The sequence below is a fragment of the Ruegeria sp. YS9 genome (assembly GCF_024628725.1).
In the GTDB taxonomy this organism is placed as follows: domain Bacteria; phylum Pseudomonadota; class Alphaproteobacteria; order Rhodobacterales; family Rhodobacteraceae; genus Ruegeria; species Ruegeria atlantica_C.
Genome location: NZ_CP102410.1, coordinates 586053 through 605494 on the forward strand (window position 1 = coordinate 586053; position 19442 = coordinate 605494).

General features: G+C 59.0%; 20 protein-coding genes, 1 tRNA gene and 2 pseudogenes. 11 read left to right on the top strand and 12 right to left on the bottom strand.

The genetic code is table 11. From position 1 onward, the window contains the following. Positions 1 to 4: 4 nt before the first annotated feature. Positions 5 to 1348, bottom strand: coding sequence for a Na(+)-translocating NADH-quinone reductase subunit A (locus NOR97_RS18960; RefSeq protein WP_257601048.1), 1344 nt, complete (start codon positions 1346 to 1348; stop codon positions 5 to 7). Between the two features lie 297 nt (positions 1349 to 1645). Here NOR97_RS18960 and NOR97_RS18965 point away from each other — a divergent pair, with 297 nt between their 5' ends. Together NOR97_RS18965 and NOR97_RS18970 are read left to right on the top strand one after the other, a co-directional pair. After that, positions 1646 to 2761: a class I SAM-dependent RNA methyltransferase gene (locus tag NOR97_RS18965; protein ID WP_257601050.1), complete on the top strand. Its 1116-nt coding sequence runs from the start codon at positions 1646 to 1648 to the stop codon at positions 2759 to 2761. Positions 2762 to 3157: 396 nt separating this feature from the next. Further along, a tRNA-Pro gene (locus NOR97_RS18970) sits at positions 3158 to 3234 on the top strand. Positions 3235 to 3326: 92 nt separating this feature from the next. Here NOR97_RS18970 and NOR97_RS18975 read toward each other — a convergent pair. Beyond that, positions 3327 to 4082: pseudogene (locus NOR97_RS18975) on the bottom strand (IS5 family transposase). A 73-nt stretch (positions 4083 to 4155) separates the two neighbouring features. Next, the gene (locus NOR97_RS18980) at positions 4156 to 5397 is read right to left on the bottom strand and encodes a cytochrome-c peroxidase (protein ID WP_257601051.1); all 1242 of its coding nucleotides are present in this window, start codon (positions 5395 to 5397) and stop codon (positions 4156 to 4158) included. Between the two features lie 45 nt (positions 5398 to 5442). Between NOR97_RS18980 and NOR97_RS18985 the strand changes: the two genes are divergently transcribed. Beyond that, positions 5443 to 5913 (top strand): tetratricopeptide repeat protein, encoded by a 471-nt coding sequence (locus NOR97_RS18985; protein WP_170345269.1) that lies wholly within the window; start codon positions 5443 to 5445, stop codon positions 5911 to 5913. A 30-nt stretch (positions 5914 to 5943) separates the two neighbouring features. Here the strand turns inward: NOR97_RS18985 and dctP are convergent, their stop codons facing one another. From dctP to NOR97_RS19015, 6 genes are read right to left on the bottom strand one after another with little or no spacing between them, the layout of a single operon-like run. Beyond that, complete coding sequence (gene dctP / locus NOR97_RS18990) at positions 5944 to 7005, bottom strand: TRAP transporter substrate-binding protein DctP (protein ID WP_257601053.1); 1062 nt, start codon at positions 7003 to 7005, stop codon at positions 5944 to 5946. A gap of 24 nt (positions 7006 to 7029) precedes the next feature. After that, positions 7030 to 8319, bottom strand: coding sequence for a TRAP transporter large permease (locus tag NOR97_RS18995; RefSeq protein WP_170345268.1), 1290 nt, complete (start codon positions 8317 to 8319; stop codon positions 7030 to 7032). Then, on the bottom strand, positions 8320 to 8907 hold the full coding sequence (locus NOR97_RS19000) for a TRAP transporter small permease (RefSeq protein ID WP_257601054.1): 588 nt from the start codon (positions 8905 to 8907) through the stop codon (positions 8320 to 8322). A 53-nt stretch (positions 8908 to 8960) separates the two neighbouring features. Then, positions 8961 to 9479, bottom strand: coding sequence for a flavin reductase family protein (locus NOR97_RS19005; protein WP_170345266.1), 519 nt, complete (start codon positions 9477 to 9479; stop codon positions 8961 to 8963). Next, positions 9476 to 10366, bottom strand: a complete 891-nt coding sequence (locus NOR97_RS19010) for an aldo/keto reductase family oxidoreductase (protein WP_257601055.1) — start codon at positions 10364 to 10366, stop codon at positions 9476 to 9478. Before NOR97_RS19010 ends, NOR97_RS19005 begins: the two co-directional genes overlap by 4 nt. Continuing rightward, positions 10366 to 11520 carry an LLM class flavin-dependent oxidoreductase gene (locus NOR97_RS19015; RefSeq protein WP_170345264.1) on the bottom strand — a complete coding sequence of 385 codons (1155 nt, stop codon included), beginning with the start codon at positions 11518 to 11520 and terminating at the stop codon, positions 10366 to 10368. The genes NOR97_RS19010 and NOR97_RS19015 overlap by 1 nt, the downstream gene beginning before the upstream one ends. A gap of 105 nt (positions 11521 to 11625) precedes the next feature. Here NOR97_RS19015 and NOR97_RS19020 point away from each other — a divergent pair, with 105 nt between their 5' ends. Together NOR97_RS19020 and NOR97_RS19025 are read left to right on the top strand one after the other, a co-directional pair. Further along, the gene (locus NOR97_RS19020; RefSeq protein ID WP_170345263.1) at positions 11626 to 12336 is read left to right on the top strand and encodes a GntR family transcriptional regulator; all 711 of its coding nucleotides are present in this window, start codon (positions 11626 to 11628) and stop codon (positions 12334 to 12336) included. Positions 12337 to 12348: 12 nt separating this feature from the next. Next, complete coding sequence (locus NOR97_RS19025; protein ID WP_257601056.1) at positions 12349 to 13443, top strand: Gfo/Idh/MocA family protein; 1095 nt, start codon at positions 12349 to 12351, stop codon at positions 13441 to 13443. Here the strand turns inward: NOR97_RS19025 and NOR97_RS19030 are convergent. Continuing rightward, positions 13382 to 13867, bottom strand: coding sequence for a hypothetical protein (locus NOR97_RS19030; RefSeq protein ID WP_257601057.1), 486 nt, complete (start codon positions 13865 to 13867; stop codon positions 13382 to 13384). The two genes, NOR97_RS19025 and NOR97_RS19030, sit on opposite strands and share 62 nt — an antisense overlap. A gap of 232 nt (positions 13868 to 14099) precedes the next feature. Next, on the bottom strand, positions 14100 to 14576 hold the full coding sequence (locus tag NOR97_RS19035) for a hypothetical protein (RefSeq protein ID WP_257601058.1): 477 nt from the start codon (positions 14574 to 14576) through the stop codon (positions 14100 to 14102). 108 nt (positions 14577 to 14684) lie between these two features. Here NOR97_RS19035 and NOR97_RS19040 point away from each other — a divergent pair. Next, positions 14685 to 14846, top strand: a pseudogene (locus NOR97_RS19040) (helix-turn-helix domain-containing protein); the annotation flags it as partial. A 70-nt stretch (positions 14847 to 14916) separates the two neighbouring features. Here the strand turns inward: NOR97_RS19040 and NOR97_RS19045 are convergent. Continuing rightward, positions 14917 to 15123, bottom strand: coding sequence for a LysR family transcriptional regulator (locus NOR97_RS19045; RefSeq protein WP_257601059.1), 207 nt, complete (start codon positions 15121 to 15123; stop codon positions 14917 to 14919). A 196-nt stretch (positions 15124 to 15319) separates the two neighbouring features. Here NOR97_RS19045 and NOR97_RS19050 point away from each other — a divergent pair, with 196 nt between their 5' ends. From NOR97_RS19050 to NOR97_RS19070, 5 genes are all read left to right on the top strand, one after another. After that, positions 15320 to 16987: a GMC family oxidoreductase gene (locus NOR97_RS19050; protein ID WP_170345260.1), complete on the top strand. Its 1668-nt coding sequence runs from the start codon at positions 15320 to 15322 to the stop codon at positions 16985 to 16987. A 461-nt stretch (positions 16988 to 17448) separates the two neighbouring features. Continuing rightward, positions 17449 to 17697: a hypothetical protein gene (locus NOR97_RS19055; protein WP_257601060.1), complete on the top strand. Its 249-nt coding sequence runs from the start codon at positions 17449 to 17451 to the stop codon at positions 17695 to 17697. Positions 17698 to 17745: 48 nt separating this feature from the next. After that, complete coding sequence (locus tag NOR97_RS19060) at positions 17746 to 18135, top strand: hypothetical protein (protein ID WP_170345258.1); 390 nt, start codon at positions 17746 to 17748, stop codon at positions 18133 to 18135. Positions 18136 to 18182: 47 nt separating this feature from the next. Continuing rightward, positions 18183 to 18692 (top strand): RNA polymerase sigma factor, encoded by a 510-nt coding sequence (locus NOR97_RS19065; RefSeq protein ID WP_170345257.1) that lies wholly within the window; start codon positions 18183 to 18185, stop codon positions 18690 to 18692. Beyond that, positions 18689 to 19441, top strand: a complete 753-nt coding sequence (locus NOR97_RS19070; RefSeq protein ID WP_257601061.1) for an anti-sigma factor — start codon at positions 18689 to 18691, stop codon at positions 19439 to 19441. Before NOR97_RS19065 ends, NOR97_RS19070 begins: the two co-directional genes overlap by 4 nt. Position 19442 lies beyond the last annotated feature (1 nt).

Consider the following 19442-nt stretch of genomic DNA (forward strand, 5'->3'; position numbering starts at 1 on the left):
CGGCTCAGCCCTCCTTTTCAATTTTGGTCAGGCAGTCGCGCAGCGCCAGCCCGTATTCATATTTCGCCGGACAGGCAAAGCCCACAAGGCCCAGATCCTCTTCGTCCAGCTCCAGCGCACCCAGGGCCTGGGCAGTGTCCGTATCCATTACCAGCAGCGCCCGCAGCAACTGAGTGGGCAGATAGTCCTGCGGCATCAGGTCTTCGAAAACACCTGTGGGCACCATGGCACGACGACCGCCGTTCAGGTTGGATGTGAACGCATACAGCTTCTTGGCGAATGCCGAACCCAATACAGGCTGCACCGCATATTTCGACGGCATCGGACGAATCCAGCCCAACGGGATTTGATCGGGATCTTCACGGATGATGCTGATCTGGCGCGCGAACCGGCCCAGATAGGCGGTCGGGCCCTCAGCGTGCCGGCCCGACAGGATCGAACCCGAAATGATGCGGGGCGTGCCGTCTACATTGACTTCGTCGCGGGTCAGATCGTCAGTTGATGCGCCCATCACGGTACGGATCAAACGCGGTTGACGCGCACACGGCCCCGTCAGGGCAATCACGACATTCGGATCCAGATGACCGGTCTGCATCAGGCGGCCAATGGCGATGACATCCTGATACCCGATGGTCCAGACCTGCTTGTCGCCTGCAAGGGGTTCGAGAAAGTGAATATGCGTTCCGGCCAGGCCCGATGGGTGTGGACCTGCGAAAGATGCGGTTTCGACACCGGCGACATCTGCGCCGGGTATCGTGTCACCCTCTTTTTGGCAAAGATAGGTTTTGCCCTCGGTCAGTGTGCTGACTGCCGCCAAACCGGCGTTAAATTCTTCGGGCGCCTCGGCAATGATCGTGGCAGCGTCAGGGGCCAGCGGGTCACTGTCCATGGCGGTGACAAAGATCGCATCCGGTTTGATGCCGGGCTCCGGCATTTTCGAATAGGGACGCGTGCGGAACGACGTCCACAGGCCGGCGGCGCACAGCTTGGCTGTCACGCCTTCAGCGCTGTCAGCATCCCCTATGCCCGAGAAATCCAGCCCGGCGTCATTGGCGTCGGTCACTTCGATCACGACGCTTTGCAGCACCCGACGGGCACCACGGTTGATCGCGACGACTCTGCCACTGACCGGGGCGACCATCATCGCGTCAGGCGCGTCCTTGTGGCAGAACAGCGGCGTGCCACGCACAACACTGTCGCCTTCCTGCACCAGCATCTTGGGTTTCAGGCCGATGTAGTCACCGCCCAGGACGCCTACGGTCGAGTATTCCGGGCCCGGGTGAATGGTCTGGTCAGGAGCGCCTTCCACCGGCAGATCCAGGCCTTTTTTCAGTTTGAAAGTTTGCATGTTGCTACGTTCTTCCAAGCCTCTTTTCTGCGCCAGCTCTGCCAACGCCCTTTCGGGGTCATGCAATAGCGCGGTTTTTTCGAACCTCCGTCGCAAAAGCGTCGAAAACGGTCCAAATTCCGCAGGCGTATTTCCGATCAAGGACCCTTTACTCGGGGAAGGTCACAAACGCAAACCTGTTACCGCCAAAACTTGAGGGCGAACCACACAATCCTGCGATTGATCGGTCATTTCTTCTGAATCCATGGCGCATAATTGCATATCGCGCCCACCAAGGTTCCAGTGTAAGCAACCGGAATGGAAAAAGACACAGATTTGGAAATCTTTCTGGTTGCCACGCCGGGCCTCGAAGCGCCTCTCGGTGACGAGGCGGAACTCAACGGATTCGCGCAGGTCAGAACTGTACCGGGCGGCGTGACATGCTGGGGTTCATGGCCCGAGGTCTGGCGCGCCAATCTGACACTGCGCGGCGCCAACAAGGTTCTGGTGCGACTGGGCAGTTTCCCCGCCGTGCACCTTGCCCAATTGGACAAACGTGCTCGGAAATTCCCTTGGGGCACCGTTTTGCGTCCTGACGTGCCGGTCAAGGTGGAAGCCATCAGCCGCAAATCCAGAATTTATCACGCCGGGGCAGCGCGTCAGAGGATCGAGCGGGCAATATCCGAGACATTGGGCGCCTCGATTTCATCCGACGCGAACCTTCGGGTCTTGCTTCGAATCGAGAAAGACATCTGCACGATCTCGGTCGACAGTTCTGGCGAGTTGTTGCACAAGCGCGGCCACAAGGAAGCCATTGCCAAGGCTCCAATGCGCGAAACAATGGCCGCCATGTTTCTGAGAGAGTGTGGCTACTCGGGCGACGAACCCGTACTGGACCCGATGTGCGGATCGGGTACCTTCGTGATCGAGGCCGCCGAGATCGCTCTGGGCCTGCGCCCTGGCCGCTCCCGCAGTTTTGCATTCGAAGACCTGGTGGGCTTTGACCCTGATCAGTGGCAGGAAATGCGACGGGAATCGAAGACGGCGGAATGCGCGCTTACCTTCTACGGCTCGGATCGCAACTCCGGCGCGGTTGACGCGGCGACTGCCAATACCGAAAGGGCCCAGGTCAGTGATGTGACACGGTTTCAACAGCGTTCCGTTAGTGACATAAGACCCCCCGAAGGTCCTGCGGGGCTGGTCATTGTGAACCCGCCCTACGGGGCGCGAATTGGTGACGAAAGACGCTTGCGGTCGGTCTATGGTGCCATGGGCAAAACCCTGATGAACCGGTTCAGGGGATGGCGGGTCGGCGTGATCACCAGCGCTCCGGGGCTTGCCCGGGCCACACGTCTGCCTTTGCTGGCGCCGGGGCCGGTCGTCGACCATGGTGGAACCAAAATTCGTCTGTACAAAACGGATCCCTTGCCGTGATTGCCTGGGAGGCTTCGCAGCCAATTCATGACGATGGCTGCGCGGGCGAGAGCGGACAAGACAACCACTGGGTTTCCGCCGCAAAGGCTTGCGATTCCCTTGTCTTTCAAAGTGCCTGCGAACCAGTCGACGTCTTGGACCGGTGCAATCACGACCTGCCCGGCAGGGGCAAACAGGTTGGCGGAACACTTGCGCGCCGGTCAACCAGAAGAACGCAATCTTGAAAACGTGCGTTTTTCGAACCGTGAACCCGGCGACCCGCTCAGATCACCGGGTTCCGAGCCCATTGCTCCGCTGCCATGTTTTTTCGGTTGTTGAGATCGAAAGATTCGGGTGATCGCAATACAGAATCCTCTTGCGCATCAGACGCACCGCGTATAGATCACCCGCCACGGTCGGAGTGTAGCTCAGCCTGGTAGAGCACTGTCTTCGGGAGGCAGGGGTCGGAGGTTCGAATCCTCTCACTCCGACCAATAAATCAAGGCGCCCATGGGCGCCTTTGTTGTTTTCAAGACAGTGATCCGAGGTTCGTTGAACCTGAGCATTAGGCTCTAGACTCATTGATTTACAACCAGAACAAGACGGTAGCTGCGAGTGCGATGGCCGAGAGGAAGACCTTGGGGCATCTATCATAGCGAGTGGCGACACGGCGCCAGTCCTTCAGGTGTCCGAATATGATCTCTATCCTGTTGCCGCGTTTGTAGCAGCGCTTGTCGTAGCGGACAGGTTTGTCGCGCGATTTTCGACCTGAAATGCAGGGCTTTATTCCCTTGTCTGTCAGGGCTTCGCGGAACCAATCCGCGTCGTAGCCGCGATCACCCAGTAACCACTCAGCTGATGGAAGGCTGTTCACCAGGGCCCTGGCACCCGTGTAATCGCTAACCTGCCCAGCGGATAGGAAGAAGCGTATCGGGCGTCCGAGACTATCGGTAACGGCATGCAACTTCGTGTTCATGCCGCCCTTGGTTCGCCCGATCAGCCTGCCGCGCCCCCCTTTTCAACCGCAGGCTGGAGGCCGTGCGGTGCGCTTTGAGATAGGTTGCGTCAATCATGATGGTTTGTGATCGGTCCCCCCCGCAGCCAGCCCGGCCATAATCCGAGCGAACACACCCATTTCGCTCCACCGCTTCCACCGGTTGTAGAGTGTCTTCGGCGGCCCATACTCTCGAGGTGCATCAGACCACCGCAACCCATTACGGTTAATGAAAATAATGCCGCTCAACACACGCCGCTCATCAACCTGCGGCTTGCCATGGCTCTTCGTAAAGCAAGGCCGAAGACGCTCCATCTGTTCGTCCGTCAGCCAGAATAGACTGCTCATCATCGCCCCCTGAAACTCAGGGGTTTGAGTCACGCAGCCGGGATGGTGGCAATCAAGTTAATGGGTCCAGAGCCTAAGGGGTAAACCCTTTCGGCACACCGAATATCGGAGAGTCTACGCTGCGACCTGTCAACGAATGCAGAAACGCAATCAGATTTTGTATTTCCAGTTCCGCAAGCTGGATCGGATCAATATCGATTTTCTTGCGTTGACGTTCCATTTCATAGTGGTCCTGCCAAACCAGGAAATCCGTTTCTTGCAACCACGGCACCTGGGGTAAGGCAGCCATTTGTGGGGTCCATTTGTCCAGGCTTGCCTGCGGGTCCAAATGATGGCGAATGACGCTTTCAAGATCGGGGAACGCGCCATTGTGCCCGTAAGGCGCGGTCAGGGCAACGTTGCGCAGCATCGGGGTACGGAACCTGTAAGCATCCTCAAGGCGGTTGCTTTCACCCATGCGGCCCACATCCCGGACGAAGGGGTCCCATTGTCGTGTGCGACCCGGCCCAAAGGGCGGCAAACCCAACGCATGGAACTTCTGATCTGACATGAGCGGCCCAGTGTGGCAGGTCGAGCAGCGGGCTTTGCCGTAGAAAAGCTTCATCCCCTCGATTTGTACTGTTGAAAGGGCATTCGAGTCGCCCGCAAGATAGTGGTCAAACGGGCTGTCGGTGCTGCGCCACTCGATCGCCATGAAAGCGGCCAGAGCGTTGGCGACTTGCGTGATCGTGATGTCCTCGGTCGTCTCGACCTCATCAAAGGCGGCGACGATGGCCGGACCATAGCGCGGATCGGTGCGGACGCGTTTCGCCAGAATGGGCCAGCCCTTGTCGATACGATCATGCACCGCGCCCGTGACCTCATTTTCGGCCACATTGCCCGCCATCTCGAATTGGGAGGTCAGGGGAAAAAGAGCCTGTGCCGCAAGCAGAGAATTCAGGCCCTCGGGCAGCCACTCCTGCGCAGGGGAATTGAAGCCGTTTCCGTAGACGTCGGAAATGCTCAGCCTGCCGTCATGAAAGACGGTATGTATGTCCTTGGCCCCAAGGTTCCATAGGCCCGGTGAGTTGCGGGGGATGCGTTTGCGTATTCTGTCGGCCCCGGTGCCGGGTGTGCGGTCCGGTCCCAACCCCTGCCCGCCTTCTCCTATGCCAAGTGACAACCCGTCCGAGGTGCCGAAATCCGGGTGGTGACAATGGGCGCAGGCGATGTTGCGGTTGCCTGAAAGGATCGGGTCGTAAAACAGTTGATGACCGATGGCGGCCTGTTCCATATCAAAGGGGATAAAGTCATCATCGGTCAGCGGGCGCGGCAAATCCTGTGCCGCAGCGGCCCCGACCCAGAAGAAAGCAACGATCCCATGCGCCAGCTTGTTTTTGCCCTTTGCGTATTTGCTTCTCCGGCTCTGGCTGAACTGGAGCAAGCGCGCGATATGATGGAAGCCGGACAGTTTGCAGCCGCACGCAAGGAACTTCTTCCAGCCGCGCGCTCGGGCAACGCCGAGGCCGAGGAGTTGATCGGCGTGATGTACGGGCTGGGTCTCGGGGTCGAGCAGGATTACGAACGGGCCTTTGAATGGTATCTGCGCGCCTCGATGAAGGGGCATCCGGGGGCGCAGTCGGGCGTTGGCTGGTATTATGAATTGGGTCTGGGCATGCCCGCGCCCGATCTGGTGCGAGCCTATATGTGGTACACGCTCAGCGCCATTGGCGGCGACCCCGACGCGGCGATCAGCCTTGAGGAAGTGGTCAAGAAAATGTCGCCGGAGCAGATCGAAAAGGCGCATGTTCTGGTCAACGACTACAAAGGGTGGATGTACCCGTTTCGGTGAGGGCCAGGCCGCAAAGCCCGGCCCAACCGTTCACTTCAGATCTGCATCGCGAGCGGCGTTGACGTCCGCTTCAGCCGCCGCGACCGCTTCGGTCAGTGCAGCAAAGATTTCATCGCCACGCGCAACGTTGGACTGGAACCAATCATACACTGGCGTTGCGGCCTCTTTGAACGCAGCCTTCTGGTCGGGTGTCAGCACATAGAGGTCTCCGCCGCCGGCGACGAAATCCTCATAGGCTTGGATCGACTTGCGCTTGGGGGATGCAAAAGTGGCCTGTTGCAACGCATAGAACCCGTCGACCACGACGCGGCGCATATCCTCGGGCATCTCTTGGAACTTGGCGTTGTTCATCCACCACAGTGCGCCCATATAGGCATGGCCGTCCAGCGTTACATATTGCAAGCCCGCATCCGGGAATTTCATGCCCATGATGTCGGTGATGCCGTTCTTGGATCCTTCAACGACACCGGTCTGGAAGCTGGTGAACAGTTCCGGCCACGGGATCGGGGTAGGCGAAGCGCCCAACGCCTTGACCAGTTCCTGCGGCAGATCGGCGACCACGGTACGGATTTTCAAACCTTCCATATCCGCAGGCTCGGCAATGCGGCGCTGGGTGTTGGCAAAGTTGCGCCAGCCGCCGGTGTTGCCGATGGTCATCAGACGGATCGCGCCGCCCGAGTCCTCAAGCGCCATGTCACGCATGGTACGGGTGAAGTCGCCCGACAGGACATGCTCGGCAATGCGGTCATCGGCCATCAGATAGGGCAGGTCCAGAACCTGCACGTAGGGAAAGATGCCTGAGGCACCGCCCGAGGTCGAGATGTAGATGTCGATGGTGCCGTCTGCCACGCCCTGCAAACATTCGGCCCCGTTCGAGCAGAGCTGTGTGCCGATGAAAAGCTCGACCTCGATCGCGCCGTTCGAGGCAGATTCGACATAGTTCTTGAAGACGATCAGCCCATCATAATCCTCATCGTTTTCGTTCGAATTTGCGGTTGCGCGCAGCGTATAATCGGCGGCTGTCGCAGCCATGGCGGACGCCGCCACCAGCGATGTGGCCACCGCTGCGGTTTTGATGAATTCTCTGAGCATGCGTTTCCTCCCTGTGAAACTCAGTTAGTTGGCAAATCCCGTTATCCTCGGGATCGTCATGGATAGTGCGGGTATGTAGGTGATCAGGAAAATCACGATGATTTCGACCGCCAGGAACGGCAGGATTGCCTTGGCGATGGTTTCAACCCGTTCGCGCGATACGGCGGCAGCCACGAATAGCACCAAGCCCATTGGCGGGGTGGCGAGGCCGACGGTCAGGTTGACGCTCATGATGATGGCGAAATGGATCGGGTCGACACCGAGGCTGGTAAAGATCGGGCCAAGGATTGGTCCAAGGATGATGATCGCGGGGCCTGCGTCCAGGAACATGCCGACGATGAACAGTAGCAGGTTGATCAGGAACAGAAGGATCAGCGGGTTTTCCGACAGGCTGAGGATCAGCGAGGCCAGTTGTTCCGGCGCATGGCTGAGGCTGACAACCGTTTTGAACGCCATTGCCGCGCCGACCAGCAGAAGAACAACGGCCGAGGTCATGCCTGCGTTGCTGAGCACCTCGGGAACTTCTTTCCATGTCAGTGTGCGCAGGACGAAGAAACCGATGATGAAGGCATAGCCCACAGCGACTGCCGCAGCCTCGGTCGGTGTAAAGATACCACCCAGAATACCGCCCAGAATGATGACCGGTGTCAAAAGTGGGAAGAAGGCCTTCAAACTGGCCTGACGCCTCTCGGACCATGTGTATTTGCGGCTGGCGACGGGGAAGTCGTAGCGGTCGGCCATCAGTTTGATCATCAGCATCAGACCGACACCGACCATCACGCCCGGAACGATACCCGCAAGGAACAATGCGGCCACGCTTTCGCCCATCACATAGGCATAGATGATCATGATGCCCGAGGGCGGAATGATCGGCCCGATCACGGAGCTTGCCGCCGTGATCGCGGCGGCGAATTTGCGGGTATAGCCCTGTTTCTCCATCGCCGGGATCAGCATCGACCCTAGCGCCGAGGTGTCCGCCACGGCGGACCCGGACAGGCCTGCGAACAGAATCGAACTGAGGACGTTCACATGCGCCAGACCACCGCGCAGATGGCCCATCAGAGCTTGGGAAAACTCGACAAGGCGGATGGTGATGCCGCCTCGGTTCATGAGCTCTCCGGCCAGCATGAAGAAGGGGATCGCCATCAGAGGGAAGCTGTCCATGCCGTTATAGACATTGCGATAGAGCAGCGTGATGTCGTTTGTCTGGCCGTTCAGCCACAGCAGGATTCCGGGCGCCGCGAGCAAAGCGAAAAAGACCGGCAGGCCGATCAGCAGGAAAATCAGGAAGGTGGGCAGGAACCAGATCAGCATTTATTCGGCCCCCACTGCCGCATCGGGAATTTCGGGCAACAGGTGGCCGCCGCCCAGCAGAATAATGAAGGATCTCAGGATCAGCTCGATATTCACCGAGATCAGCAGGATGATCCCCACCAGCAGCGATGCCATCATCCAACTGCGCGGAATGCGATACCATTCGTCGAACCCGAAAGTGGTGGGCAGATACAGCGCGGCGGTGGCGAATCTGCCGCCAAAGCCGGTAACCTCGGACCAGCCGATGTTGACGGCGACCAGCAGGACGGCGAGCGCGATCAAAAGCAGGAACAGATTCAGCGTTTGACCGATGATACGGGGAAGGAAGCGTTCCAGCATGTCTATGGCCACAAAGCCGCCGCGCCGAAAGGCGGTGGGCGCCATAAGACCGGTCATCCACAACATGCAGAACCGCGCGGCCTCATCCGGCCACGGCAGCGCATTGCCCAGAACGTATCGGAAAAACACCTGGATCAGGATTGCGATCACCATGAGCGCAATCGCAACAACACCAACCGCGCGGCCCAGACGCAGCACGGTTTCGTTCACGAATGCAATCGGCGCAAGCACCGATGCCAGTCCGCCCATGCGGATCCTCCCTTGTTCAGCCGCGGGTGTCCCCCACGGTCATCAAATCGCGCTTAGGTTTTCGCGAATTGGCCGAGTTTCCCGGCATAAAAGGTCAGCGCGTCTCCATCCGACATGCTGGCCCTGAGAACCTTTCCAACTACAATAACGTGATCGCCTGCATCGTGATACGCGTGCTGTTCGCATTCGAATCGCGCCAGGCAGTCCGCCAACACCGGTGTCCCGTTCTCACAGCGCTCGTGGCGGATGTCCCGCAGTGCAAAGGCGTCTTTCGAGCAGCCGAAACACAGCTCGGCCTGTTCCGCGGACAGCACGTGGACGCTGAAATGGCGCGCCTTGTGGAAATAGGGGAAGCGGCGCGAGTTGCGGTCTCCGGCCCACATGATCAGCGGTGGGTCGAGCGATAGGGACGAAAAGCTATTGGCGGTGATGCAGACCGGCCCGTCCGCGCTGTCGCAAGTCACGATCGTGACGCCGGTTGCAAAGCGGCCGAAGGCGTCGCGCAGGGTGCGTGTGTCGTCCTTATGCGGAATGAAGGTGCGGGTCATGTCCTTTGAGATTGCGTTCATCATGGTACCTCATGCCCCAGTGCCGCCTCGTACAGGCGGAACCAGCTTTCGCGATCCAGTTTGACTTTCAATGCGTCCGAGGCGCGTTTGATCCGGTCCAGATTGTTGGTGCCCAGAACCGGCAGGATGTTGGCCGGATGGGCCAGCAGAAACGCCACTGCGACGGCGGCGCGATCCACGCCGAACCCGGCTGCGATTTCGTCGGCGACGACCCCAACCGGTGGGTTTCCGGCCATCAACAGGCCTCCACCCAGCGGCGACCATGCCATCACCGGATGGCCATGCAGTTGGTGAAACGCCAGGTCCCCGTTGGTGAAGGGGCTGATCTCACCCAGAGAAATTTCGATCTGGTTGGTGACCAACTGCGCTTTCATCGCCGATTGCAGCAACGACCAATCCCACGGGCGGAAGTTGGACACGCCCACCGCGCCAATCTTGCCGCTGGCGACAACCTCATCCAGGGCGGCTCCGGTTTCATGGTGGTCCATCATCGGATCTGGACGGTGGATCAACAGCAGATCGATGTGGTCAATCGCCATTTCCGACAGCGACGTTTCGACCGATTTCAGTATGTGGGCGCGCGAGGTGTCGTAGTATTTTACCTTCGCATCCGCGTAACGGCCAACCGGCGCGACGATGTCGCACTTGGTGACGATCTCCATCTTCTGACGCAGGCTTGGATTGGCGCGCAGGGCCGCGCCCAGCACGGCCTCGGCCTGATAGCCGCCATAGATGTCGGCCTGATCGAAGGTGGTGATACCCTGATCCAGACAGGCCTGAATCTTGGCCTCGACATGGCCCGCGGACGTGTCACTGTCATCGCCCAACCGCCACATGCCATAGACAAGGCGGCTCATTTCCAGCGAGTCAGATAGTTTCACACGTTGCATCAGCGGCGTTCTCCTTTGCCCAGCGGTGTGGCCGGGGTCGTATCTGGAACCCTTCCGTAAGCTTCGGGAAGGGAGCAGGTTTTCAGGTTTGGCAACACGCGGGCACCGAAATGGCGGGCTTCGTCCAGATGCGGGTAGCCCGAGAAGATGAAAGCGCGGATGCCCATCTTCTGGTATTCCTCGATCTTCGACATAACCTGATCGGTTGATCCGACCAGAGCGGCACCGCAGCCAGACCGCGCCCGGCCAACACCGGTCCAGAGACCGGGTTCGACATAGCCGTACTCATCCGCCAGATCGCGGTTCCTGGCCTGGTGCGCCACGCCCAGCGAGGTCGAATCCAGCGCCCGTTCGCGGATGGCACGACCGTATTCGTCGTCCAGCTTCGAGACGATGTAATCCGCGTATTCCTGTGCCTCAGCCTCGGTATCGCGAACGATCATATGGACACGCAACCCGTAATCCAGCGTGCGGTCGTAGTTTTCAGCGACGGCGTGAACAGCCTTCATCCGCTCGGCCAGTTGGTCCTTGGTTTCAGGCCACATCAGGTAGACGTCACAATGCTCGCCACACAGGTTCAAAGCGGAAGGAGAATAGCCGCCGAAATAAAGCAGCGGGCCGCCGGTCTGGTATGGCTTGGCCGGGTCAGTAGTCAGGCCCGAGAAGTTATAGACCTCGCCTGCATGATTGATCTCATCCTGCGTCCAGGCCTGTTTCAGAATCTCCACCACTTCGCGAGAGCGCTGATAACGGAACGCGCTGTCGGCCTTCTCACCGGGAAAGTCGGATGAGATGATGTTGACCGTCAACCGCCCCTTCAGCATGTGATCTAGCGTTGCGATGGTGCGGGCCAGCATGATCGGTTGCATCTCACCACAGCGCACGGCGGCCAGCAGGTTGATCCGGTCGGTGATCGGGGCGCAGCCGGCGACAAAGCTCAACGTGTCTTGACCGACCTGATAGGAGGACGGGCAGAGGATGTTGCGGAATCCCTGCGCTTCGGCCTCTTTCACAATGCTCGAGCAATGCTCCCAACTCGACCGCAGGTCGCCATCAGGGACGCCAAGGAACTGGTAATCATCTGAACACAGCGCGGCAAACCACGAAACTTCGGCCGCATCCAGATCGGGGGATGTGATGGGGACGATGCTCATTTGATTCACGCTCCGTACATCTTTGACTTTCCTCTTGCGTAGCAATCGCTTTGATGTAGATCAATAGTGTATCAATTTTTCCTGCGACCGAGTGAAGCGTCTGCCGTGCCTGCATCCAACCGAAACCCTAATGCCCTGCCGGTATTTATTCAGATCGCGGAACTTCTGATCCGTGACATCGCGGCTGGTCGCCTTATTGAAGGTGAGCGCTTGCCACCCGAGCGCGAAATGGCCGCAGAGCTGAATGTCTCGGTTGGAACTCTGCGAAAATCGCTCTCTGAGCTAGAAAAAAAGGGAATGTTGGAGCGTATCCAAGGCTCGGGCAACTACATCCGCGAGACCGGCACACAAAACAGCGTCTATGCAATGTTCAGGCTGGAACTGCCTGAAGGGGGTGGCCTGCCACGTGCTGATATCCTGTCGGTTGACCATCTGAATAAGCCGGCCGACCTGCCCAAATTTGGTGCTTCTGATGCTGGTTCGCGCGTCCGGCGGATGCGCTACCTGAATGATACAATCATCGCCGTCGAAGAAATCTGGCTGGACGAATCAGCGGGCCTGATCGACCAGAGCCTGCTGTCCGACTCGCTCTATCGCTATTATCAGCGCCAGTTGGGCTTTTGGATCGCAAGAGCCGAAGACAGGGTTTCGGTCCGGCCCCTACCGGACTGGACGCCTTCTGACTTCACCAAGCCAGCAGGCCAAGCAGTCGGTTATATCGAGCGGTTCAGCTGGTCGGAAAACGCCGAACCCGTTGAATTCTCAAAAACATGGTTCGACCCGGATCGGGCCAACTACGTCCAACGTCTGAAGTAAAAGGAATCGCACATGACCCGGACCATCAATTACGGGCTGATTGGATGCGGAATGATGGGGCAAGAGCACCTGCACAACATCGGGTTGCTGGAAGGTACCAGTGTGGCTGCGATCTATGAACCCGATCAGGAGATGGCAAAAGCCGCCAAGGCAATTGCGCCAGCTGCAACCATGGTAGGTTCCGTCCAAGATCTTCTGGCGGTAGAGGAACTGGACTGCGTCGTCATTGTCAGCCCGAACCATCTTCATGTGGACCAGATCTGCGAGATCGCTGAAACGCGTCCTCTGCCGCTTCTGGTAGAAAAACCATTGTTCACCGACCCGCAAGACGCGCCCCGACTCGAGCAGTTGCAGCGCGACTACCCCTGCCCGATTTGGGTTGCGATGGAATACCGGTACATGCCCCCTATTGCTGCTTTGATCGAGAAAGCCGAGGCGACGGGTGGGGTGAAAATGCTGTCGATCCGCGAGCATCGTTTTCCATTCCTGGACAAGGTCGGCAACTGGAACCGGTTCAACCGAAATACTGGTGGCACTTTTGTCGAGAAATGCTGCCACTTCTTCGACCTGATGCGTCTGATATTGCAATCCGATCCGGTGCGTATCACGGCAAGCGGTGGGCAGGCGGTGAACCATCTAGACGAGCGTTACGACGGTCAAACCCCGGATATTCTGGATCACGGCTATGTTCTGGTCGACTTTGCTTCGGGAGCGCGCGCGATGTTGGAGCTTTGCATGTTTGCCGAAGGCTCACGCTATCAGGAAGAAATATCGGCCGTCGGACCGGACGCCAAGATCGAGGCGTTTGTTCCCGGGCCCGGACGATTCTGGCCCGATCATTTGGGAACTCCGCCACTGCCGCAGGTGATCCTGAGCCCGCGCAGTCCCAAAGGTCCGGTATCAATGGACGTTCCGGTGGACCCCACCCTTTTGGCGGCAGGGGATCACAATGGGTCGACCTACTATCAGCACAAAGGATTCCTGGCCGTTCTTCGTGGCGAAAAGACAAAACCGGATGTGAGTTTGAAGGACGGCCTCTGGGCTGTCAGGATGGGGCAAGCGGCGCAACAGGCAATTGAAACCGGTGAAACGGTTTACTTGGTCTGACATACACCCGCGGGTTCCTGGTCGGCTGGCCGGTCTGCCTTTCCCCTGCGCTCATGAACGAGTGCTCGTAACCGACCGTGAACGCAGCCCGCCGGAAATTGGCTGATTGTGCCTCGTGACCCAGCGCAACGGCAAAGTCTTCCATCGATAACTGCGATTTGCCCGGTTCATCGTCCAGCAGGGTGTTGGTACCGGTTCTGTACGTGCCCAGGCGTGGACCGGGCTGCAAGAGGGCTGGCGGGTTGGCGTAAGTCCAGTTTGCCGATGTTTCAGAGGCGCAGAGTCCCCATTGCGCCATCGATGCGCGGGCTGTTGGAACGATGTTGTCAGGCAAGAAGTCCGGATCTGACATAACCGTATGTGGACCGCCGTTTGGCAGATGCAGACGCGCGGCGCCGCCAACGACGATCAGAGCCGTACCCACGCCATTTGTCGTGGAAGCGGTTGATCGAAAACACTTCGGACGCTGTGTCTTACCTTGGCACGCGTCCGTTCGTAGATGAAATCTACGGTCTGGGCGTTTGTCAGGGCGGTTCGATCATCGCGTCGGCTTCCGTGACCGATCACCGGATCAAGAAGATTGCCATGGTGTCCGGCATGATGGCAGCGGACGTGACCTACCCCCGAAACTTCCCTCGATCTGATGTAGAGTTTGCTCAACCTCTTAAAGGAGCAAACGAACTCTTGAAGAAGCAAACGAATGCGAAAGAGCCGTTTCGCGGAAGCCCAGATTTTTGGGATGACCAAAGAACAGAAAGCCGGGATGCCGTCACCCCAATATGCGTGTTGAAGAACTCGACCATCGTTTCGGGGTGCTCGCCAAGAGAGTTAAAGCCGATGAAGCGACGCGTATCGCCGTCCTTGATCCAGTGTAGTTTCTTGTCATCACCCGGGTTCAGATCGTAGGTTGTCTGAACGTCTTTCCCAACGTTTTTGGCGTGGAACGCGACAAGAAACGAAGGCGGCAAGGTTGCGCCTTGCAGGGTCTTCGCAACAGCCAGGCCGATATTGTCACCTCCAGTGTTTGAAGCCCATCCCACAATGCAAAAAGTTGTCTTGTGCTCATGCGCGGCTGGCGAAATCACGCTTTGGGGCGGCTTGGCCTCGCGCAACACAGCCGCTGGACCAAACAACAAGCTTCCAAGTGCGTTTCACAAAGTGTCTGACGTCCTTATCTGTAAAACACACGACTTGATCTGACATTTCTGCTCTTTTGGAGCGCAAGTAAGGAGTGTCGATCAATGACAAGCATTCAGGAAAACATCATCAAACCGAAGCTGGGGCTGCTGGAACTGGCCAAACAGCTCGGCAGCGTTTCGCAAGCCTGCAAGGTAATGGGATACAGCCGGGACAGCTTCTACCGGTTCAAGGAATTGTATGAGCAGGGAGGCGAGCAGGCGCTGGTGGGGACTGCGCTGGAAATCACTGACTGCATCGAGCACTTGTTGAGCCTTCGCCAAAACCGCAGTGTCGTCATGAGTGATCTGCAACCCGGTTGCTGTTTCGGTTGAACAAGGTAAGCCCCTTTTCTTCGGCAAGACCCTTGAATTGATGGCTGATGGCCGGCTGTGTCAGGTTCAACACCTCGGCTGCGCGTGAAACACTGCCTTCACGGGCCACCGTCACGAAGATCAGGATGGTGATAAGGCTCGAAAACCGGTCTATGTAGAACTTACTCATATGGCATTATGCAAATTGTCATTAGCTTTTTGCCTGCCGCTCCCGCAGAGATCGGTAGAACCAGCGTTGTGTGGTGGTGGGTGAACCGCCCCACCCTCGGAGGTGAATCAAAAGGGCCTCGTACCAGTAAACAGGAATCCGTTTCCTTTCCGGTGCGCAAATGGCGAAGCAACGACAGAACAGGTGGAAGACAAGGATGTCTGACGGCGCAAACAGGTTCGACTATATCGTGATTGGCGGCGGCTCGGCCGGGTGCCTGCTGGCCAACAGGCTGAGCGCCGATCCCGGGAACCGGGTTTTGCTGCTTGAGGCGGGCAAGCCCGACACCTATCCTTGGATACACATTCCGGTTGGCTATCTCTATTGCATCGGCAACCCGCGCGCAGACTGGATGTACACAACCGAACCCGCCAAGGGGCTGAACGGGCGAAGCCTGCTTTACCCGCGCGGGAAGGCGCTCGGCGGGTGCTCCTCGATCAACGGGATGATCTATATGCGGGGCCAAGCCCGCGACTATGACAACTGGGCCAAGCTCACCGGTGAAGAGGCATGGAACTGGGAAAACGCGCTGGCCGACTTCAAGGCTCATGAGAACCACTACCGGTTGGATGACGGTGCCGACCCACGCACCGGCGACAACAGCCGGTTTTCCGATCTGCACGGGCATGGCGGCGAATGGCGGGTGGAAAAACAGCGACTGCGCTGGGATGTTCTGGACAGTTTTGCCGAAGCCGCTGTCGAAAACGGCATCCCCAAGACCGATGATTTCAACACCGGCGACAATGCCGGGGTTGGCTACTTCGACGTCAACCAGCGATCTGGCTGGCGTTGGAATACCTCCAAGGCGTTTCTGCGCCCCGCCAAGTCGCGCCCGAACCTGTCGATCTGGACACAGGCGCAGGTCGAGAAGTTGACCTTCGAAACAGGCGAGACTGGTCGGTTGCATTGTACCGGCGCAGTTGTCCATCACAAAGGACAGCCCATTGCGGTCGAGGCCACAAAGGAGGTGGTTTTGTCTGCTGGCGCCGTGAACTCGCCGCAAATCCTGCAACTGTCGGGGATCGGCCCGGCGGCGCTTCTGAAAAAGCACGGAATTGATGTCGTCATGGATGCGCCCTATGTGGGTGAAAACCTACAGGATCACCTGCAAATTCGTGCGGTCTACAAGGTCAAGGGCACCAAGACGCTGAACACCTTGGCCAATTCGTTGATAGGCAAGGCCAAGATCGGACTGGAATATGTGCTGAAGCGCTCTGGCCCGATGAGCATGTCGCCCAGCCAATTGGGGGCTTTCACCCGGTCTGATCCGGCAAGACCGCACGCCAACCTCGAATACCACGTTCAGCCGTTGAGCCTTGAGGCGTTTGGCGAAGACCTGCATGATTTCCCCGCCATCACCGTCAGTGTTTGCAACCTGAATCCGACCAGCCGCGGGCATGTCCGCATCGCGTCTTCGGATTTCCGTCACCCGCCTCGGATTAAGCCCAATTATCTCGATACAGACGAAGATCGCAGGGTTGCCGCTCTAAGCTTGCGGCAGGTGCGCGAAATCATGGCTCAGCCGGCGATGGAAGCCTATGAGCCGGAAGAATTCAAGCCGGGCATTCAGTATCAATCCGACGAGGAACTGGCCCGTTTGGCAGGCGATATCGCCAGCACGATCTTTCACCCAGTTGGTACGATCAAAATGGGCCGAGAGGATGATGAAACCGCCGTTCTCGATCCGCATTTGCGCATGAAGGGAGTGATTGGGCTGCGCGTGGTCGATGCTTCGATCATGCCAGAGATCACCAGTGGCAACACCAATTCACCCACGATCATGATCGCGGAAAAGGCCGCGGGCTGGATGCTGGCGGGTCAATAAGTCCCGTAGGCATCCGGGTGAAAGAACTTCCCGGAGGATCCATGCGCAAGCCATTCTCCGATCTTCCGGTGACCGGCGTGAAAGTCGCCGGCCTTGGCAGGTGTATCGCCGGTCCTGCTGTCGCAATGTTGCTTGGCGATCCGGGCGCGGCATCAACGGCGTTCCAATCGCGTCGCAGACCTTCTCTCCGGCGCCCGGGCAGCGGGCGATCTCCGTTGCCGAGTTTACATACGTTGCCCGCAAGGTCGCGGTTCAGCTGCCCCGGACCGAGGGCGTCAGCCTGACCCACCTGGTGGGCGCCGCGGACGAGGCCCTGCGCGATACGCCCGTCTCGGAACATCCGACGCCGTACGGCATCAGGCATCAGCAGCTCGCGGCCAGGGCAGCGCGCCTATTCGACCGCACCAGCCGGTCTTCTGTGCCACGGCGGTGCGCAGATCCCACTGACGAAGGGTGACTCCTTGTCGACTCCCGCCGAAATCGCCAATCTCAAGCTGACCGCGCGCGACGGTCGCGCGATCTACGCGATCTATATGCGCGATGTGACCTTTGTATCGGATCTGGACAAACGGCATGTCGCCACGCTGCGGCGCGACATCCACATCCCGCTGTCTTTGTCCGATCAACCGGCATTTGGTGCGGCACGCATGACCTTGCTGTGCTCAAAAAAATTCAGGCCCGGGGGAATAAACCCGATCGCCTGCGTGTAAGTGTCATGTCTGCGATGGTGCAGACGCCCGACACGGAGGAACACCCGAATGACCCGCACTTCTTTTGCGCTGACCACATCCACCCTGATGGCATGCGCCCTTGCAACCGTCGCCGCCGCTGGCAATGCCCCGGTCCTGACCGGGAAACTGGGTGATCAGACCATTTTGATGGATGCCAACAAGATGACCCTTTATACGTTCGACAAGGACGAAACGGGCAAATCCAACTGCTATGATCAATGCGCAGTGAACTGGCCGCCCCTGACCGCAGCCGCGGGAACCGACCTGCCCAAGAACTATTCGTTGATCCAGCGCGACGATGGCACGATGCAGGTCGCCTACAAGGGACAACCGCTGTACCTGTGGATCAAGGACAAACAACCCGGAGACATGACCGGCGACGGCGTCAAGGGCGTGTGGCATACCGCGCGGCCCTGATTGCGGCGCAAGGGGGCGGTCCGACCGGGCCGCCTTTGACTTAGACGATGACACGGACATTCGACCAGCAACTCGAAGACGCCCTGCCCGATCTGTGGCGATTTGCGTTTTCACTGACCCGGAATCGCGACCAGGCCGACGATCTGGTGCAGGATGCGGTTTTGCGCGCGATCCGGAAAAAGGGGCTCAGATGGCCGGGCCACCCGGTCAAGCCCTGGGCGATGAAAATCCTGCTCAATTGCCATCGCAATGACCGGAGGCGCGCCGCGACCCGTCCCGAAACCGATCCTCGGGCGTTGGATCAACTGGTCTCGCCCGAGGCCACCTCCGAAGAGCGGTTGGAACTGCGCTGGCTTTGGCGCCGGATCGACGCCTTGCCGGAGGATCAGAAACTTGTTCTGCTGGCTGTCACCATCGCGGGGCTGACCTATGCCGAGACCGCCCGATTTCTGGGTGTCCCGCAGGGCACCGTCATGTCTCGGTTGTCCCGGGCCAGGACAAGGCTGCAAGCCCCGGAAGAACAGGCGGGCAAATCACGATTGCGGAGCGTGAAATGACGACCGAACCGACCATTGAAACCCTGATGCAGGCCGCTGTCGACGGCCAGTTGACGCCATCTCAGAAGGACCGCCTGAACCGCCATCTGGTCGCGCATCCCACCGACCGCGCGCGGCTGGCGGAGATGATCCGGCAGGCGGAGATGGTGCGCGCCTCGGTGCCGCAGCCCGATCCCGCGCAACTGGGCCGGCTGATGCGCGGGGCGCGCGGGGGCACCAGTCACGCGGGGTTCGGACGGCTGGCCGCAGCGGTGGCGATCTTTGCCTTGGGTCTGGGCAGTGGCCTGTTCCTGTCGCGGGATTCTGCCACGCCCGTGACATTGATGGCGCAAGCACCGGTTCAGGCGGCGGCGGCACACGCCCTGTATTCACCCGAGGTTCTGCACCCGGTCGAGGTGTTCGCCGATCAGCGCGATCATCTGCAAACCTGGCTCAGCAACCGGCTGGGCGCGTCGGTGATCGCACCGGAGTTGGGGGACACCGGTTACCGGCTGATCGGCGGGCGGCTGCTGCCGCTGGGCCACGGCCCGGCGGCGTTCTTCCTGTATGAAAACGAATCCGGCGACCGCCTCAGCCTGTTTGCCAATTTGACCACGGACCCGGCTCAAACCTCGTTTCAATACCGGCGCGACGGCGACTTGGGCATCGTGTTCTGGCAGGACGGGCGATGGGAATACTCCATGGTGGGCCGCTCCGGTCGCCAGGTCATCGAAACCATCGCACGGAAGGCCCATGAAGAACTGATCTGAC

Bases quoted from the DNA above. Each gene is read 5' to 3' on its own strand.
- NOR97_RS19000 (WP_257601054.1), bottom strand. From the start codon at position 8,907: ATGGGCGGACTGGCATCGGTGCTTGCGCCGATTGCATTCGTGAACGAA.
- NOR97_RS18965 (WP_257601050.1), top strand. From the start codon at position 1,646: ATGGAAAAAGACACAGATTTGGAAATCTTTCTGGTTGCCACGCCGGGC.
- NOR97_RS19050 (WP_170345260.1), top strand. From the start codon at position 15,320: ATGTCTGACGGCGCAAACAGGTTCGACTATATCGTGATTGGCGGCGGC.
- NOR97_RS19060 (WP_170345258.1), top strand. From the start codon at position 17,746: ATGACCCGCACTTCTTTTGCGCTGACCACATCCACCCTGATGGCATGC.
- NOR97_RS19010 (WP_257601055.1), bottom strand. From the start codon at position 10,366: ATGCAACGTGTGAAACTATCTGACTCGCTGGAAATGAGCCGCCTTGTC.
- NOR97_RS19015 (WP_170345264.1), bottom strand. From the start codon at position 11,520: ATGAGCATCGTCCCCATCACATCCCCCGATCTGGATGCGGCCGAAGTT.
- NOR97_RS18995 (WP_170345268.1), bottom strand. From the start codon at position 8,319: ATGCTGATCTGGTTCCTGCCCACCTTCCTGATTTTCCTGCTGATCGGC.
- NOR97_RS18960 (WP_257601048.1), bottom strand. From the start codon at position 1,348: ATGCAAACTTTCAAACTGAAAAAAGGCCTGGATCTGCCGGTGGAAGGC.
- NOR97_RS19005 (WP_170345266.1), bottom strand. From the start codon at position 9,479: ATGATGAACGCAATCTCAAAGGACATGACCCGCACCTTCATTCCGCAT.
- NOR97_RS19025 (WP_257601056.1), top strand. From the start codon at position 12,349: ATGACCCGGACCATCAATTACGGGCTGATTGGATGCGGAATGATGGGG.
- dctP (WP_257601053.1), bottom strand. From the start codon at position 7,005: ATGCTCAGAGAATTCATCAAAACCGCAGCGGTGGCCACATCGCTGGTG.
- NOR97_RS19070 (WP_257601061.1), top strand. From the start codon at position 18,689: ATGACGACCGAACCGACCATTGAAACCCTGATGCAGGCCGCTGTCGAC.
- NOR97_RS19045 (WP_257601059.1), bottom strand. From the start codon at position 15,123: ATGAGTAAGTTCTACATAGACCGGTTTTCGAGCCTTATCACCATCCTG.
- NOR97_RS19065 (WP_170345257.1), top strand. From the start codon at position 18,183: ATGACACGGACATTCGACCAGCAACTCGAAGACGCCCTGCCCGATCTG.
- NOR97_RS18985 (WP_170345269.1), top strand. From the start codon at position 5,443: ATGCGCCAGCTTGTTTTTGCCCTTTGCGTATTTGCTTCTCCGGCTCTG.